At 68.5% G+C, this 15,640-nt stretch carries 14 protein-coding genes; 13 read left to right on the top strand and 1 reads right to left on the bottom strand.

Features of this window, described 5'->3' with window-relative positions; genetic code table 11:
* The first annotated feature begins 317 nt into the window (after window positions 1–317).
* The 3 genes from ACTWJ5_RS16315 (at window position 318) to ACTWJ5_RS16305 (ending at window position 4,654) form a co-directional block, all read left to right on the top strand.
* Complete coding sequence (locus tag ACTWJ5_RS16315; protein WP_444436072.1) at window positions 318–2,552, top strand: TonB-dependent receptor; 2,235 nt, start codon at window positions 318–320, stop codon at window positions 2,550–2,552.
* A gap of 47 nt (window positions 2,553–2,599) precedes the next feature.
* Window positions 2,600–3,679 (top strand): ABC transporter substrate-binding protein, encoded by a 1,080-nt coding sequence (locus tag ACTWJ5_RS16310; RefSeq protein ID WP_074980842.1) that lies wholly within the window; start codon window positions 2,600–2,602, stop codon window positions 3,677–3,679.
* A 648-nt stretch (window positions 3,680–4,327) separates the two neighbouring features.
* Window positions 4,328–4,654, top strand: a complete 327-nt coding sequence (locus tag ACTWJ5_RS16305; protein ID WP_444436071.1) for a type II toxin-antitoxin system HicB family antitoxin — start codon at window positions 4,328–4,330, stop codon at window positions 4,652–4,654.
* A 79-nt stretch (window positions 4,655–4,733) separates the two neighbouring features.
* On the opposite strand, the gene ACTWJ5_RS16300 is transcribed toward ACTWJ5_RS16305, so the two are convergent.
* Window positions 4,734–5,468: a class II aldolase/adducin family protein gene (locus tag ACTWJ5_RS16300; RefSeq protein ID WP_256515267.1), complete on the bottom strand. Its 735-nt coding sequence runs from the start codon at window positions 5,466–5,468 to the stop codon at window positions 4,734–4,736.
* 339 nt (window positions 5,469–5,807) lie between these two features.
* Here ACTWJ5_RS16300 and ACTWJ5_RS16295 point away from each other — a divergent pair, with 339 nt between their 5' ends.
* The 10 genes from ACTWJ5_RS16295 to ACTWJ5_RS16250 all read left to right on the top strand — a co-directional run bounded on the left by ACTWJ5_RS16295 (window position 5,808) and on the right by ACTWJ5_RS16250 (window position 15,545).
* Window positions 5,808–6,974, top strand: coding sequence for an LLM class flavin-dependent oxidoreductase (locus ACTWJ5_RS16295; RefSeq protein WP_116424487.1), 1,167 nt, complete (start codon window positions 5,808–5,810; stop codon window positions 6,972–6,974).
* 19 nt (window positions 6,975–6,993) lie between these two features.
* Window positions 6,994–8,049 carry an ABC transporter substrate-binding protein gene (locus ACTWJ5_RS16290; RefSeq protein WP_444436070.1) on the top strand — a complete coding sequence of 352 codons (1,056 nt, stop codon included), beginning with the start codon at window positions 6,994–6,996 and terminating at the stop codon, window positions 8,047–8,049.
* A gap of 57 nt (window positions 8,050–8,106) precedes the next feature.
* Window positions 8,107–9,162 (top strand): ABC transporter substrate-binding protein, encoded by a 1,056-nt coding sequence (locus ACTWJ5_RS16285; protein WP_116424485.1) that lies wholly within the window; start codon window positions 8,107–8,109, stop codon window positions 9,160–9,162.
* Window positions 9,149–10,336 carry an MFS transporter gene (locus ACTWJ5_RS16280; RefSeq protein ID WP_116424484.1) on the top strand — a complete coding sequence of 396 codons (1,188 nt, stop codon included), beginning with the start codon at window positions 9,149–9,151 and terminating at the stop codon, window positions 10,334–10,336. Before ACTWJ5_RS16285 ends, ACTWJ5_RS16280 begins: the two co-directional genes overlap by 14 nt.
* Before the next feature lie 4 nt (window positions 10,337–10,340).
* Window positions 10,341–11,099 (top strand): ABC transporter permease, encoded by a 759-nt coding sequence (locus tag ACTWJ5_RS16275; protein WP_253391293.1) that lies wholly within the window; start codon window positions 10,341–10,343, stop codon window positions 11,097–11,099.
* Complete coding sequence (locus tag ACTWJ5_RS16270; protein ID WP_116424482.1) at window positions 11,096–11,869, top strand: ABC transporter permease; 774 nt, start codon at window positions 11,096–11,098, stop codon at window positions 11,867–11,869. Before ACTWJ5_RS16275 ends, ACTWJ5_RS16270 begins: the two co-directional genes overlap by 4 nt.
* Before the next feature lie 8 nt (window positions 11,870–11,877).
* Window positions 11,878–12,669 (top strand): ABC transporter ATP-binding protein, encoded by a 792-nt coding sequence (locus ACTWJ5_RS16265; protein ID WP_444436069.1) that lies wholly within the window; start codon window positions 11,878–11,880, stop codon window positions 12,667–12,669.
* Window positions 12,670–12,817: 148 nt separating this feature from the next.
* Window positions 12,818–14,632, top strand: a complete 1,815-nt coding sequence (ftsH, locus tag ACTWJ5_RS16260) for an ATP-dependent zinc metalloprotease FtsH (protein ID WP_253391290.1) — start codon at window positions 12,818–12,820, stop codon at window positions 14,630–14,632.
* A 178-nt stretch (window positions 14,633–14,810) separates the two neighbouring features.
* Complete coding sequence (locus ACTWJ5_RS16255) at window positions 14,811–15,233, top strand: hypothetical protein (RefSeq protein WP_074980852.1); 423 nt, start codon at window positions 14,811–14,813, stop codon at window positions 15,231–15,233.
* 156 nt (window positions 15,234–15,389) lie between these two features.
* Window positions 15,390–15,545, top strand: a complete 156-nt coding sequence (locus tag ACTWJ5_RS16250) for a hypothetical protein (protein WP_444439514.1) — start codon at window positions 15,390–15,392, stop codon at window positions 15,543–15,545.
* Window positions 15,546–15,640: the final 95 nt, after the last annotated feature.

Genomic DNA, 15,640 nt, shown 5'->3' with positions numbered 1-15,640 from the left:
TCATAAATAGTCATTTCAATATTCCACTTTGCGATTTGCTGCTCCAGCAGCACAGCAGCAGCAACGCCTGCTGCCAGCGCAGACTCGCCAGGGCGCCTCGGCGGCGCCGTCCTCTTCAAATAAGTCATTCAAAATCAATTGCTTAAATAGAAAACCAGCAAACCGGTACGGTTGTTGCCCTACCCCAGTTCGCGTCCCGTCGTTCGGGACGCAGCGGATGCCATGCGCGCCAGCCAACGGACGCACGCACCGTCACTACGACAACGCAGCGCGACGCCGCTGCACGACGTCCGCACTGAATGCCATTGGGGAGCAACATGTTCAAACGCACCGCACTTTCCACCGCCGTCGCCCTGGTCCTGGGGGGCCTGCCAGCACTGACGGCGCTGGCCGATGAAACCGCCGCCTCCGGCAATGCCGAACAGGCTTCCGACGAAGGCGGCTCCACCCTGGCCAAGGTGGTGGTCACCGCGCAGAAGCGCGAGGAAACCGCCCAGGAAGTCCCGTCCTCGATCTCCGTGCTCAGCGGCGACAAGGTCCGCGACGACTCGCTGCAATCGGCCAACGAGGTCACCCGCTACATCCCCAACGCCTCCGCCGGCACCACCGAGGGCCATGGCCGGCCGCGCTGGTGGATCCGCGGCCTGGGCACCGGCGACCAGGGCGCCAATACCGTGAGCCCGGTGGGCATCTACGTCGACGACGTGTACATCGCCAACATCAGCGCCACCGGCTTCCCGCTGTTCGACCAGGAGCGCGTCGAGGTGCTGCGCGGCCCGCAGGGCACCCTGTGGGGCAAGAACACCACCGCCGGGGCGATCAACTTCATCTCGCGCAAGCCCACCTTCGACAAGTCCGGCTACTTCAAGGTGGCCGCCGGCAACTACGACGACCGCGTGGTGGAAGGCGCGGTCAGCGACGCCCTGGTGGACGACCGCCTGGCCGCGCGCCTGTCCTTCCGCCACCAGGCTCGCGAGGGCTACAGCGAGAACATCGCCGACAACCACGACCGCGGCGGCCTGGAGGACGACGCCGCGCGCCTGCAGTTCCTGGCGCGGATCAACGACGAACTGGAGGCCAACCTCAACCTGCACGCCCGCAGCTACCACGACACCGCCGGCTACAGCACGGTGAACTACGGCCTGCGCTCGGACGGCAGCAACCAGTTCGGCTACCGCATCGACCCCGAGCAGGGCAAGGTCAACTACAACGCCAAGTACCTGGTGCAGATCGACCAGGTGGGCAGCAACCTCAACCTGAACTGGCAGCTGGGCGACCTGACGCTGACCTCCATCAGCGCCTTCGAACACTTCAGCCGCGACGGCTTCAGCGACTCCGACAACACCCCGCTGGAGCTGCAGCGCAGCTACGCCTACGCCGACAGCCAGCAATGGTCGCAGGAGTTCCGCCTGGCCTCGCCGCGCGAGGACCGCCTGAACTGGGTGCTGGGCTTCCATTACTTCAACGAGGACCTGGACTCGCGCAACGCCAGCGCGGCGCTGGATAACCCGTACGTCCAGCGCTACTACAACAACCTCATCTACAGCCAGGGCACCGAGAGCTACGCGCTGTTCGGCAGCAGCACCTTCCGCTTCACCGACGACTTCAGCGTCACCGCCGGCCTGCGCTGGACCCGCGAGACCAAGGACATCGACCTGCACCGCCTGCAGAACCAGGGCCAGGCCAGCTTCGCCGGCGGCGACTGGTGGAAGCCGGGCAGCGTGACCACGCCGCTGGTGGTCAACGCCGTGCAGGACGAGCGCAACACCTGGAGCGACTGGACCTACGACCTGACGCCCGAATACCGCCTCTCCGACAACGCCCGGGTGTACTTCCGCTATGCCTACGGCTTCCGCTCCGGCGGCTACAACACCGGCGCCACCAGCCAGGCCACGGTGGCCACGGTGGACCCGGAATACCTGACCGCCTACGAGCTGGGCCTGAAGTCGGAATGGCTGGACGGTCGCCTCAACGCCAACGCCGCGCTCTTCTACTACGACTACGAGGACATCCAGCTGAACATCGTCAGCGCGGTGAACAACCAGACCGTCTCGCGCCTGGCCAACGGCGCCCAGGGCGAGGCCTACGGCGCCGAGTTCGAGCTGGAGGCCATCCCGCTGCAGAACCTGCACCTGAACTTCGCCCTCGGCCTGCTGCACACCGAGTTCACCGACTACACCTCCGGCAGCAGCGACTACTCGGGCAACAAGTTCGTCCGCGCGCCCAACGTCTCGGCGGTGATCGGCGCCGACTACCGCATCCCGCTGAACGTCGGCGGCGCACTGATCCTCGGCACCGACTGGAACACCCGCAGCCGCCAGTACTTCTTCTCCAACGACCAGAGCCAGAACATGCGCAGCGGCGGCTACACCCTCGGCAATGCGCGGGTCACCTACGAGCTGCCCGGCGAGACCACGCGGGTCACCGCCTACGTCAACAACCTGACCGACAAGGAATACCGCAACCACACCCTGCCGGGCGGCTTCCAGAGCGCCGGGGTGATGTTCGGCGACCCGCGCACCTTCGGCGTCTCCGTCACCACCGACTTCTGACCTGCCCGCCCGCGGCGCCGGCCGCGGGCCCCTTCGAGGAGAGCACCATGCACGTCCCTTCCCTATCCCGGCTGCTGCGGCGCCTGCTGCTGGTCCCGGCCGCCCTCCTGGCCAGCCAGGCTCCGGCCGCCGAGGCGCCGCAGAGCATCCGTATCGCCACCGTCGCCTATGCCAACGCCGGCAAGGTCACCTTCAACGGCCCGGCCTACGTCATGGACCGCGACAAGTGGCTCGAGCAGGAACTGGCCAGGCGCGGCGTCAAGCTGGAGTGGGTACCGGCGGCCACCGCCTCGGTGGGCACCTTCGTCAACGAGGAATTCGCCAACCAGCGCATCGACTTCGCCTTCTACGGCGACCTGCCCTCGATCATCGCCAACGCCTCCGGCGTCGCCACCCGGCTGATCGTCCCCGGCGGCAGCGGCAACAACGTCTACCTGGTGGTGCCGCCGGGCTCGCCGGCGAAATCCATCGCCGACCTCAAGGGCAAGCGCATCGCGCTGCACCGCGGCCGCCCCTGGGAACTGTCCTTCGCCAAGCTGCTGGAAGCCAACCACCTGGGCTTCGACGACTTCCGCATCTTCAACCTCAACCCCCAGGCCGGCGCCGCCGCCCTCAGCGCCGGCCGCGTCGATGCCTTCTTCACCCTCAGCGACGCCTACCTGCTGGAAGACAAACAGGTGGGCCGCATCATCTGGTCCAGCAAGCAGGCGCCGGCCGACTGGAAGATGCGCGCCGAACTCTGGGGCGCCCGCGACTTCGTCGCCCAGCAACCGGAGCTGACGCAGCTGGTGGTGAACGCCTACCTGCAGGCCGCCCACTGGACCGCCCAGGAAGCCAACAAGGACACCTACCAGGGCTACCAGGCGCAATCCGGCCAGCCACTGAGCGTGCTGCAGCGCGAGGCCGAGGGCGAGCCCTGGGCGCAGCACTTCAGCCCGCTGTACGACCAGTCCCTGCGCCAGCATTACGCCGACGCCATCGCCTACAGCCTCAAGGCCCGGCTGATCCGCAACGAGGTGAAGGTGGAGGAGCTGCTGGAGCCGAAGTTCGTGGAGCGCGGGTTGGAAGAGCTGAAGTTGCAGGGTTACTGGAAGGATGATTCGGCGAGTGTGGCCGGGCGGCCGTGACTGGTCGCAGGGGATGTTTCCCTGTCACGCATGGTGCATGAGGTTACCTCCGCACCCTCTCCCCAGCCCTCTCCCTGAAGGGAGAGGGAGCTTGTTCGTACCAACGTGAAGAGTGGCATTCGCCGGATAATCCGTGATTGCCGGCTGACTCAGAAGTACCAGAACACTCCGAACGGTCCCCTCTCCCTTCAGGGCGGGGCGCGCAGCCGAGGGTTAGGGAGAGGGGCGGTATCGAACCCACACACCTCCATCCCAGTGAGCACCTCCGCGCCAATCTGGACCATCGACACCAGGGCAAACCGCAAGTGCTTATTCGCCCACGCACCCGGCCGCTTCCTATGGTGCTCCACGACTTCTCCGGCATGAACTGCTATCATTCGACGATAGCATTCGCCGAATGAAGAGCCGTCACGCCAAGACACTGGAAGCCCTCTTTCGCACGCCCACGAGTGCGTCGCTGGCCTTCGCCGACATCGAAGCGCTGGTCCTCCACCTCGGGGGTGAAGTTCAGGAGCGCGAAGGTTCGAGGGTGAGGCTGGCCCTGGGTGGCTGTATCTGGCGATGCCATCGTCCCCACCCGGGCAAGGAGGCGAAGAAGTACCCAGTCGAAGAGGCCCGCGAATTTCTTCGCCGGGCCGGAGTTGAGCCATGAATTGCATGACCTACAAAGGCTACACGGCACGTGTCGAATTCGACGACCGCGACGACATCTTCGTCGGCCGCCTGCTCGGTGTCCGTGACATCATCAGCTTCCATGCCGACAGCGTGGCCGAGTTGCACACGGCCTTTCACGCAGCCGTCGAGGATTACCTGGCCGACTGTGCCGAACGGGGCGTGAGGCCGGAGAAGCCGGCCTCGGGAAAGGTCATGCTGCGTATCCGCCCCGAGGTTCACGCCGCACAGGCCGAAGGCAAGAGCCTCAACCAATGGGCGGAGAGCGTCTTCGAACGGGCGGCGAGCAAACGCGCCGGTTGATCCGGTCGCAAGCTGCGCATCGCTTCCAGGCGTACAAGAAAGCCCTCGTTCGAGGGCTTCTTGCCGAACGGGCCTAAGCTCAGGCCACCGCTTCCAGCAACTTCTGCCCCTCCGCCCACAGCCCGGTCATCTTCCATTGCTGTTCCAGCACCCCGGGGCCGAACTCCTTGGAGCCGCCGAACTGCTCGGCCAGGCCCTGGAAGTAGGCGCCCTCCTCGATCAGCAGGATCAGCTTCGACACCTGCAGCAGGTCCGCGCCCCAGAAGGTCGCGCCGCCGTTGGCCTCGAGGATCGCCGGGGTGTGCGGGTTCTGTTCGATGCGCTCGACGATGAAGGCGTGCTCGGGCTGGCGGCGGTCGATGTAGATCGGCAGCTCGCGGGCCAGGGTCACGCGCTGGGACGCCGCGTAGCGGATCGGCAGCACCCGGTGGGCACTGGCCCAGCCACCCAGGTAGGGGGTGTGCACGTGGATCACCACGTTCACCTCCGCGCGTTTCTGGAAGATGCCGGCGTAGCGCTGGCCGTTGCCGCCGGCCTTGCGCCCGCTCAGCGGCGAGGCGCCCTCGGCGGTTTCGTCCAGCACCACCTCGCCGGCGTAGCTGGCGACCACGGCGCGGATGCCCTGGTCGTCGGCCCAGGGGCTGGGGGCGTGCAGGGCGATCACCAGGTCGCTGTCGGGCACGCGGATGTAGGCCTGGTAGGTGTTGGTCGCGGTCAGGGTGCGGGTGTCGCGGAGCACCCGGAAGGCCTTGGCGAAATCACGCCGTGCCTGGTCCAGCTGGGCGAGCAGCGCCGGGGTGAGTCGGTTGGTCATGGTGCAATTCCTCTGTGGTGAGCATCGAGCCTCGGAAAGTCGGGCTGCAAGCGCTCCAGCAGGACTTGTGCCAGTCCGAATACCCACTATGAATCAATAGGTTGCGCACCAAATACCAAACGAAGGCGGCCGGAACGAGGCAACCTGCTGCGGCCTCAGCAACGATTGCTGGCGGAGTGTTGCTGGATCAGCAATCGCAGCCGCCAGGACACCTGGGATATCGCCGAAGGCCTTGCGCCACGGGGCCTCCAGGCTTTCGGCACAGGCCTTGCTCCAGTACCGGCAACCCCGAGCGCATGGCGCTGAGGCCACCTTCCACGCAGCCACTGGAGCACAAGCATGAGCACCGAATTCTTCTGGCGCCTCCCCCTGGGGAGCGACGGCCCCTACCTCGCCACCGACAAGAACAACCGCGGCGCCCCCGTCCACCGTCCGGGCAACATCGCCCCCGGGCGCCTGCCCAACGGCGAGCCGGACGGCTTCACCTACATCGACTACATCGCCCAGGTGGCCAAGGCCGCCGAGATCGCCGGCTTCGAGGGGGCGCTGCTGCCCACCGGGCCGGAGCCCTGGATCGCCGCCGCGGCCCTGGCCCGGGAAACCCGCCGGATCAAGTTCCTGGTCGCCTTCCAGGCCACCTGGACGCTGCCGGCCTATGCCGCGCAGCAGGCCGCCATCCTGCAGAACCTCAGCCGCGGCCGCCTGGAGTGGAACATCATCACCGGCGGCAACCCGGCCAGCCAGCGCGCCAATGGCGACTTCCTGGAACACGACAAGCGCTACCAGCGCACCGGCGAGTTCCTCGACATCATCGACGGCCTGTGGAGCCACGAACAGTTCAGCTACCAGGGCGAGATCTACCAACTGGAGAACGGCTCGCTGCCCCTGGGCCTGAAGCACGAACGCAAGCCGGGCATCTACTTCTCCGGTTTCTCCGACGCCGCCCTGGACGTGGCCGCGCGCCACGCCGACGTGTACCTGAACTGGGCCGAGCCGGTCGACAAGCTCAAGCCGCACATCGAGCGCGTCCGTGAGCTGGCCGACAAGCAGGGCCGGCAGGTTCGCTTCGGCCTGCGCATCGACCTGTTCGCCCGCGAGACCGAAGAGGCCGCCTGGAGCGAGCTGCGCAAGCAATACGAGCGCATCGACGCCCGCACCAGCGCCGCCATCAAGCACTTCGCCAGCGGCTCCGACTCGGTGGGCGCGGCGCGCCAGAGCGCCTACCACCAGAACGTCGAGCGCTTCGACGACCTGATCCTCGGCCCCAACCTCTGGGCCGGCTTCGGCAAGGCCAAGCCGGGGCCGACCATCGGCCTGGTGGGCAGCCACCAGAACGTCGCCGAGCGCCTGGCCGAGTACCGCGACGCCGGCTTCTCCACCTTCATCCTGGCCGGCAACCCGCACCTGGAAGAGGCCCTGCGCATCGGCCAGGAAGTGCTGCCGCTGGTCCACCAACGGCACGACGCCCGCGCCGACCAACCCACCGCGCTGAAGGCCAGCGCCTGACCCCGCAAGGAACCGCATCATGAGTCAACCGCTCGACACCCTCTGGTACACCCGCTGCCCGGTACCCACCGGCCTCGGCATCGCGGTACAGAAAGGCTGGCTGGAACAGGCCCTGGGCGACCAGGGGACGCGCATCCAGTCGCTGCGAGAGTCGGACAACCAGGCCGTGCGCGAATCGCACTTCGACCACAGCCTGCAGAACTCGGTACGCCATGGCGGCAGCATCCCGGCCATCTGGGCCCGCGCCAGCGGCCGCGAGACGCGGGTGATCGGCCTGTCGTGGGCCGACGAGGTGCAACTGATCCTCAGCCTGCCCGACAGCGGCATCCGCAACGTCAAGGACCTCAAGGGCCGGCGCTTCGGCCTGCCCGACTGGACCGGCGCGCAGATCGACTTCACCCGCGCCCAGGCCATCCGCGGCCTGGAGAACGCGCTCAAGCTCGAAGGCCTGGAAGTGAAGGACGTGGAACGGGTGGACTTCCGCCAGGGCGGCACCTTCAGCGACGAGACGCCGCACAGCATCGCGGGCCTCGGCGCCTTCGGCGGGCGCCGCCGCGGCGGGCAGAACCCGGAACTCACCGGCCTGCTGCGCGGCGAGGTGGACGCCATCTTCCTCAAGGGCGCCCACGCCGTGCAACTGGCCCAGCAGTTCGGCCTGCACACGGTGATCGACACCGGCTCCCACCCGGAGCCGCTGATCCGCTCGAACAACGGCACGCCGCGCACCCTGAGCGTGGACCAGCACCTGCTCGACACGCACTTCGACACCGCCGTGGGCATCCTCGGCTCGGTGCTGCGCGCCGAGGAATGGGCCCAGGCCCATCCCGAGGACACCCGCCGCTACCTCGCCCGCGAGTCCAACAGCAGCGAGTACTGGGTAGCCCAGGCCTACGGCGAGGATGCCCACCAGCGCCTGCGCACCAACCTCGACGAGCGCTCCATCGCCGCCCTGCAGGACTTCACCGACTTCCTCCGGCGCTGGAACTTCATCCCCCAGGGCTTCGCCGTGCGCGACTGGATCGACCCGCGCCCGCTGGAAGCCCTGCGCAGCGCCGTCGCCAAGCGCGCCGGCTGAGCGCCGCCCGGCCCCGGCCGCTGCCGGGGCCGACCGCCCACCAGGAAAGGCTCCCTGATGAACACTCCTCTCGATACCCTCTGGTACACCCACAGTCCGGTACCCACGGGGCTCGGCATCGCCGTCGAATCCGGCCGCCTGGCCCAGGCCTTCCGCCCCTGGGGCACGCGCATCCAGGCCCTGCGCGAATCCTCCGACCGCGAGGTGCGCGAGGCGCACTTCGACCACCACCTGCGCAACTCGGTGCGCCATGGCGGCAACATCCCGGCCATCTGGGCCCGCGCCAGCGGCCGCGACACCCGCGTGCTGGGCCTGTCCTGGAGCGACGAGGTGCAATTGATCGTCACCACCGCCGACAGCCCGGTGCGCGATATCCGCGACCTGCGCAACCGCCGCTTCGGCGTGCCCAAGTGGGCCAACGTGCAGATCGACTTCACCCGCGCCCAGGCCATCCGCGGCCTGGAGAACGCCCTCAGGCTGGAAGGCCTGCAGGTCGCCGACGTCGAACTGGTGGACTACCCCTACGGCGGCACCTACAGCGACGACCCGGTGCGCCACGTGCACGGCGCCCAGGTCAGCCTCGGCGGCAACCGCGTGCGGCGGCGCAACAACGAGCTGATCGGCCTGCTGCGCGGCGACATCGACGCCATCTTCCTCAAGGGCGCCCATGGCCTGCACCTGGCCGATGAGTTCGGCCTGCGCGTGGTGGTGGATGTCGGCTCGCACCCCGACCCGCTGATCCGCGCCAACATCGGCACGCCACGCACCCTGACCGTCGACCAGCACCTGCTGGACGAACACTTCGACGCCGCCGTGCTGATCCTCGAAACCGTGCTGCGCGCCGAGCAATGGGCCTGGGCCCACCCCGAGGAGACCCGCCGCTTCCTCGCCCGCGAGCTGAACACCAGTGAGTACTGGGTGGCCGCCGCCTACGGCGAGGACGCCCACCTGCGCCTGCAGACCAACCTGGCCGAGCGCTCCGTCGGGGCCCTGCAGGACCTCACCGACTTCCTCGAGCGCTGGGACTTCATCCCGCGCCGCTTCGACGTGCGCCAATGGATCGAGCCGGGGCCGCTGGAGCAATTGCTGGAGAAGGTCAATGTCGCCATCTAGGCCGCCGGCCTTCCTCGCCGGCTTCATGTTGCTGGCCGCCTTCAGCGGCGCCACCATCGGCATGGCGAAGATCGTCACCACCCTCTACGCCCTGCACATAGGCGCAAGCCCCATGCAACTGGGGGTGATCTCGGCCATGGAGTCGCTGGGCATGGTCCTGCTGACACTGCCGGCGGGCTTCGTCATCGCCCGCTACGGCGCGCGCCGGGTGTACTTCCTGGCCAGCCTCGGGCCACTGCTGCTGAACCTGGCCATCCCACTGTTCGGCAGCTGGCTGTGGCTGGCCGCGGCGCGCCTGCTGATCGGCCTGTGCATCCCTTTCCGCATCGTCGCCATGAACAGCGCCTTCCTCCGCCAGCTACGGCACATCGGCAACGACAAGGCCGGCTGGTACCGCGGCGCCCTGACCCTGGGCATGGGCCTGCTCGGCCCGCTGCTGGGCAACTGGCTCAGCGGCGGCAGCTTCACCCTGGGCTTCGTGATGATCGGCCTGTGCTTCGGCCTGATGGCGCTGTACAGCCTCGGCTTCTGGGAGGGCGAAGGCCCGGCCGAGGCGGCCGCCGAACTGGACGGCGGCATCCTGGCCCAGGCGCGGACCCTGCTCGGCCACCCGGAGGTCGCCGAGAGCTGCCTGGTGGAGCTGCTGTCCGGCGCCACCGGGGCGCTGTTCGGCACCTTCATCATCGTCCTGGCCATGGAGGTGGCCCAGCTCAGCCAGGAGCGCGCGGTCAGCCTGGTGATGATCCAGGGCCTGGCCGCGGTGCTCGGCCTGTTCGGCCTGGGCCGCCTGGTGGAACGCGGCGGGCGGCGCCCGGCCCGTCTCGCCGGCCTGGCCCTGGGAGTGGCCGGCCTGCTGCTGCTCGGCCGCGGCCAGGGCTATGCCTGGCTGGCCCTGGGCGCCGTGCTGCTGAGCCTGGCCACGGCGCTGGTGCACCTGGTGAACATGGCGCAGCTGGGCGAGTCGGCCCTGGACAAGAGCAAGCTCTCCGGCCTGTTCAATCTCGCCGGCATGCTCGGTAGCTGCTCCGGCGCCTTGCTCGGTGGCGCCATCAGCCACTGGATCGGCCTGGCCAACCTGTTCCTGGCCTGGATTCCGCTGGTGCTGCTGGCCGCCCTGCTCTGCTGGCTGCGCCACCTGCGGCGCGGCGCTGCAGCCATGGCCGTGGAGGGCTGAAGCGATGCATAGAATCCCCCTGCACCACCTGACCGTGCTGGTCTCGCCCCTGGCGCTGCTGGCCGCGTGGGTACTGCTGGCCGACAGCGGGCGCTTCCCCAGCCAGTTGCTGGTGCCGCCGCGCGAGGTCTGGCAGGCCTTCGTCGAGCTGGCCAGCAGCGGCGAGCTGCGCGAGCACCTGGACAGCAGTCTGTCGCGCCTGGCCCTGGGCTTCCTGATCGGCGCCGGCGGCGGCCTGGCGTTCGGCACCGCCATGGCCCTGTCGCCCAGCGTCGAGGCCTACTGCGGGCCACTGTTCCACACCCTGCGCCAGGTGCCTTCCATCGCCCTGATCCCGATGTTCATCCTGTTCTTCGGCGTCGAGGAGACCTTCAAGATCCTCATCGTCACCAAGGCCACCTTCTTCCCCGTGGCCCTGGCCACCTGCGAGGGCGTGCGCGGCATCCCGCGCAGCTACTTCGAGGTCGCCCAGGTCTACCGCCTGCCGCTGCCGACGCTGCTCGCCGAGGTGGCCTTCCCGGCCGCCGCGCCGCCGATCCTCACCGGCCTGCGCATCGGCCTGAGCCGCGCCTGGATGGTGCTGGTGGCGGCCGAGCTGCTGGCCGCCGACAGCGGCCTGGGGCAGATGATCGAGATGAGCCGGCAGATGCTGCGCATCGACGTGGTGATGGTCGGCGTGCTGGTGACTGGCGTCATCGGCTTCGTCCTGGACTATGGCTTCCGCCTGCTGGAGCGGCGCGTGCTGCGCTGGAAACCGCTATGAAGAGCCTCGTTTCACTGTTGCGCCGCGGCCGTGGGCTGGTCCTGCCGCTGCTGCTGATCGCCGCCTGGGAAGCCGCCTCGCGCCAGGACGCCAGCCACGCCTACGCCTTCGTGCCGCTGCGGCGCATCGGCGAAGGCCTGGCGGAACTGCTGGCCAGCGGCGAACTGTGGCTGAGCGTGGCGGCCAGCCTGCAGCGCACCTGCCTGGGCCTACTGTTCGGAGTGGCGGCGGGCTTCGTCCTGGGCGCCGCCATGGCCCTTTCGCGCAGCGCTGGGCGCCTGCTCGCGCCGCTGTTCCACGGCCTGCGCCAGGTGCCCATCCTCGGCCTGATCCCGCTGCTGGCGCTGTGGTTCGGCAGCGGCGAGGCGACCAAGGTGCTGATCGTCTCCCTGGCCGCCTTCTACCCCATGGCGCTCAATGCCCATGAAGGCTTCAGCCACGTCGAGAAGCGCTACCGCGAAGTCGGCCGGCTATACGCGCTGTCGCCCCTGCAGCAGTTCACCCAGGTGCTGCTGCCCGGCGCCCTGCCCAGCCTGTGCAACGGCGTGCTGCACGCCCTGGCCTTCGCCTGGGTCAGCTCGGTGGGCAGCGAGCTGTTCCTTTCCACCGGCATGGGCCTGGGCAACCTGATGATGAACGCCGAGACCGGCTCGCGCATGGAGATCATCGTGATCGGCGTGCTCTGCATCGGCCTGCTCGGCTACGCCATGAACCAGCTGTTTTCCCGCCTCGCCCGCCACCTGCTGCGCTGGCGCGCTCTCCGTCGATAGGTGACCGCATGACCGCACTGCTCAATTCCTCCCCCGCCTACGCCCTCGACCAGCCCGGCGCCCTGGAGATCCGTGGGCTGAACAAGCACTACCGGATCGATGGCAAGCCGTTGCAGGTGCTCAGCGGCATCGACCTGCAGGTGCTGCCCGGCGAGTTCGTCTGCATCGTCGGCGCCAGCGGCTGCGGCAAGTCCTCGCTGCTGCGCCTGATCGTCGGCCTGGAGCAGGACTACGAAGGGCTGATACGCCTGGACGGCGAGACCGTGCGCGGCACCAGCCTGGACCGCGGCCTGGTGTTCCAGGACCACCGCCTGTTCCCCTGGAAGACCGTCGAGCAGAACGTCGCCCTGGCCCTGAAGAACCAGCGCCTGGACAAGCGCGAGAAGGCCGAGCGCGTCGCCGAGCACCTGGCCCTGGTCGGCCTGCAGGGCTTCGAGCAGGCCTACCCGCACCAGCTCTCCGGCGGCATGGCGCAGCGCGCGGCCATCGCCCGGGCGCTGATCACCCGGCCCAAGCTGCTGTTGCTCGACGAGCCCTTCGGCGCCCTCGACGCCCTCACCCGGGTGAACCTGCAGCGCGAGCTGCAACGCATCTGGCTGCAACAGCGCAGCAGCGTGATCATGGTCACCCACGATGTCGAGGAAGCGCTCTACCTGGGCGACCGGGTAATCGTCATGGACGCCCGCCCCGGGCGCATCCGCCATGAGGTCCGCGTCGAGCTGCCGCACCCGCGCGAACGCAACGCGCCACGCCTGCACCGGTTGCGCGACGAGCTGCTCGCCGAGCTCACCGGCCAATGACCCCGGCGGCGGCTATCCTTCGGATGCGCCGCCTCCGCCTTTGTTTGATCCCGGCCAAGTTCCCGCGCCGCGGTTCGTGCCTCAATGGCGCCAACGCCGGAGCCCGGCGTGCATCCATCCCCCTGCCGGCACGGGAGCGAGCATGGCCATGGAAAAGCACCATCAATGGAACCTCGGCTATTTCGTCGTGGCCTTCGTGGCCATGCTGCTGGTGCAGAACTGGCTGGGCGAGTACTCGGCCGAGGCGCCGATTCCCTACAGCGAGTTCCAGCGCCTGCTGGACGCCGGCAAGGTCAGCGACCTGCGCGTCGACCAGGAGCGCATCAGCGGCACCCTCAAGGAGCCGATCCAGGGCCGCACGCGCTTCACCACCAACCGCGTCGAGCCGCAGTTGGCGGCGGAGCTGGAGAAAGCCCAGGTCGACTTCTCCGGCGTCACCCAGAGCGGCCTGGCCAAGCTGCTGGGCTGGCTGCTGCCGGTGCTGCTGTTCTTCGGCCTGTGGGTGTTCTTCTTCCGCGGTCTGGCCGAGAAGCAGGGCTTCGGCGGCATGGTCAGCGTCGGCAAGTCGAAGGCGCGGGTGTTCGTCGAGCGCGACACCGGGGTGACCTTCGACGACGTGGCCGGCATCGACGAAGCCAAGGCCGAGCTGCAGGAGGTGGTGTCCTTCCTCAAGGACCGCCCCACCTACAGCCGCCTGGGCGCGCGGATTCCCAAGGGCATCCTGCTGGTGGGCCCGCCGGGCACCGGCAAGACGCTGGTGGCCAAGGCCGTGGCCGGCCAGGCCGGGGTGCCGTTCTTCTCCATCTCCGGCTCGGAGTTCGTCGAGCTGTTCGTTGGCGTGGGTGCTGCGCGGGTGCGCGACCTCTTCGAGCAGGCGCGCAAGGCCGCGCCCTGCATCATCTTCATCGACGAGCTGGACGCCCTGGGCAAGATGCGCGGGCTGGGCGCCTTCGGCGGCAACGACGAGAAGGAGCAGACGCTCAACCAGTTGCTCGCCGAGCTGGACGGCTTCGACCCGCGCGAAGGCGTTGTGCTGCTGGCCGCCACCAACCGCCCGGAAGTGCTCGACCCGGCCCTGCTGCGCGCCGGCCGCTTCGACCGCCAGATCCTCATCGACCGCCCGGACCGCCGGGGCCGCGAGGCCATCCTGCGGGTGCACCTGAAACGCGTCAGCGCCGCCGCCGACCTGGACTGCGGGCAGATCGCCGCCATCACCACCGGCTTCACCGGCGCCGACCTGGCCAACCTGGTCAACGAGGCCGCCATCGGCGCCACCCGACGCGGCGCCGAGGCGGTGGGCATGGCCGACTTCACCGTCGCTGTTGAGCGCATCGTCGCCGGCGCCGAGCGGCGCAGCCGGCTGCTGCTGCCGCAGGAGCGCAAGGTGGTGGCCTACCACGAGATGGGCCACGCCCTGGCCGCGGCCTCGCTGCCGCGCATGGACCCGGTGCACAAGGTCTCCATCGTCCCCCACGCCATCGGCGCCCTCGGCTTCACCCTGCAGCGGCCCACCGAGGACCGCTTCCTGATCGGCCGCCAGGAACTCAAGGACCGCATGGTGGTGCTGCTGGCCGGGCGCGCCGCCGAGGCCCTGGTGTTCGACGAGATTTCCACCGGCGCCGCCGACGACCTGGCCAAGGCCACCGACATCGCCCGCCAGCTGGTGACGCGCTTCGGCATGAGCGAGCAGCTCGGCCAGGCCGTGCTGGAGCGGCAGAGCGCACCTTATCTCGCGGGCGACAACGGCCACCTGGCGGGGCTGCGCGAGAAGGACTACTCGGAGCAGACCGCCCGCGAGGTGGACCTGTGCGTGCGCGAGCTGATCGACGAAGCCTTCCGCCGCGCCCGGGCCCTGCTGGAGCAACGCCGCGCCGACCTGGAGGCCGGCGCGCAACTGCTGCTGGAGCGGGAAACCCTGACCCCGGAGGATTTCCCCGCCCTGGCCGGCGCGCCGGCGCCTTAAGCGGGCCTGCTTCGAACCCGTGGCTATTTGCAGCGCCGCGCATATGCCGGGGAACTCATTGACAGATTGGCGCCAGACAAGTGTCATGGGCGTTGTCGTCCGGCGCGGTCGAGGTGTGGCGCCGGGATTACGTGGTCCGTTTGCGTGTTTCCTTATCCCCCGCACAGGAGCCGCCGGCATGTACGACTCTGCACCCAGGGCCTCGGGGCCCGCGGAGGAAGATTTCCTCTTCACCTTCGAGACCCACGTCCTGCAGAAGGCCCTGCCCGCCTTCGAGGAAGCCAGCCGCTTCGCCCGTGACCGCGGCCTGGATTGCCAGGTCGAGTTGCTGATGGACGAAGACGATCACCTGCAACTGTGCCTGTTCGCCCGCCTGGGCAGCAGCCAGCAGCCGAGCTTCTACCGCATCGTCGCCGATACCGAACTCCAGGGCCTGGTCCACGAGCAGTACGCCACCCATGGCCAGCGCATGCGCCGCCTGGGCGCGCAACTGGACTCGCTGGACGGCGAGGTGCTCGACGAACAGCTCGCCGAGTTCTTCCAGCTGGCCTTCGGCATGCACCTGGACGAGCCGGGGCACCGACGAGTCAGCGGCTTCTAGCAGCCGCCCCCTTTTGCCTTGCCTGCCGTTCCTCGCCTCGCCTTGCGCGGGCGGGTTTTCGCGCGACACTGTGCGCATGAAATGGATCGCACGCGCCCGCCTGCGTGCGGTCCGAGCAAAGGTAAGGGCCGTGATGCCCATTGCAGGAGTGCCCCTATGAAAAGCCCCGTGGATACCCCGCACCCCGACCCGATGGTGACCAGGGAAGCCGACGAACTGGAAGAACTGGTGGAGCTGGACCCGGTCGACAGCGGCCAGGAACCGCACCTCTCCGCCGCCCACCAGGAAGGCGTGATCGACGAGCAGCACTGAGCTTGCATTCTGCCGTGCAGGCTTCGTGCAATCGTGCGAAATGCACGGACGCATCTCTATCGCTATCGAGTAACCAGCTGATTTAAAAAGAGAAA

Source organism: Pseudomonas sp. A6 (genome assembly GCF_052367875.1).
In the GTDB taxonomy this organism is placed as follows: domain Bacteria; phylum Pseudomonadota; class Gammaproteobacteria; order Pseudomonadales; family Pseudomonadaceae; genus Pseudomonas; species Pseudomonas citronellolis.
This window is presented reverse-complemented; position numbering and strand designations above follow the sequence as displayed.

Excerpts from the sequence above, each read along its gene's own strand:
- ACTWJ5_RS16305 (WP_444436071.1), top strand. The coding sequence starts at position 4,328 with ATGAATTGCATGACCTACAAAGGCTACACGGCACGTGTCGAATTCGAC.
- ACTWJ5_RS16300 (WP_256515267.1), bottom strand. The coding sequence starts at position 5,468 with ATGACCAACCGACTCACCCCGGCGCTGCTCGCCCAGCTGGACCAGGCA.
- ACTWJ5_RS16255 (WP_074980852.1), top strand. The coding sequence starts at position 14,811 with ATGTACGACTCTGCACCCAGGGCCTCGGGGCCCGCGGAGGAAGATTTC.
- ACTWJ5_RS16265 (WP_444436069.1), top strand. The coding sequence starts at position 11,878 with ATGACCGCACTGCTCAATTCCTCCCCCGCCTACGCCCTCGACCAGCCC.
- ACTWJ5_RS16270 (WP_116424482.1), top strand. The coding sequence starts at position 11,096 with ATGAAGAGCCTCGTTTCACTGTTGCGCCGCGGCCGTGGGCTGGTCCTG.
- ACTWJ5_RS16295 (WP_116424487.1), top strand. The coding sequence starts at position 5,808 with ATGAGCACCGAATTCTTCTGGCGCCTCCCCCTGGGGAGCGACGGCCCC.
- ACTWJ5_RS16310 (WP_074980842.1), top strand. The coding sequence starts at position 2,600 with ATGCACGTCCCTTCCCTATCCCGGCTGCTGCGGCGCCTGCTGCTGGTC.
- ACTWJ5_RS16280 (WP_116424484.1), top strand. The coding sequence starts at position 9,149 with ATGTCGCCATCTAGGCCGCCGGCCTTCCTCGCCGGCTTCATGTTGCTG.
- ACTWJ5_RS16275 (WP_253391293.1), top strand. The coding sequence starts at position 10,341 with ATGCATAGAATCCCCCTGCACCACCTGACCGTGCTGGTCTCGCCCCTG.
- ACTWJ5_RS16285 (WP_116424485.1), top strand. The coding sequence starts at position 8,107 with ATGAACACTCCTCTCGATACCCTCTGGTACACCCACAGTCCGGTACCC.
- ACTWJ5_RS16315 (WP_444436072.1), top strand. The coding sequence starts at position 318 with ATGTTCAAACGCACCGCACTTTCCACCGCCGTCGCCCTGGTCCTGGGG.
- ACTWJ5_RS16250 (WP_444439514.1), top strand. The coding sequence starts at position 15,390 with ATGAAAAGCCCCGTGGATACCCCGCACCCCGACCCGATGGTGACCAGG.
- ACTWJ5_RS16290 (WP_444436070.1), top strand. The coding sequence starts at position 6,994 with ATGAGTCAACCGCTCGACACCCTCTGGTACACCCGCTGCCCGGTACCC.
- ftsH (WP_253391290.1), top strand. The coding sequence starts at position 12,818 with ATGGAAAAGCACCATCAATGGAACCTCGGCTATTTCGTCGTGGCCTTC.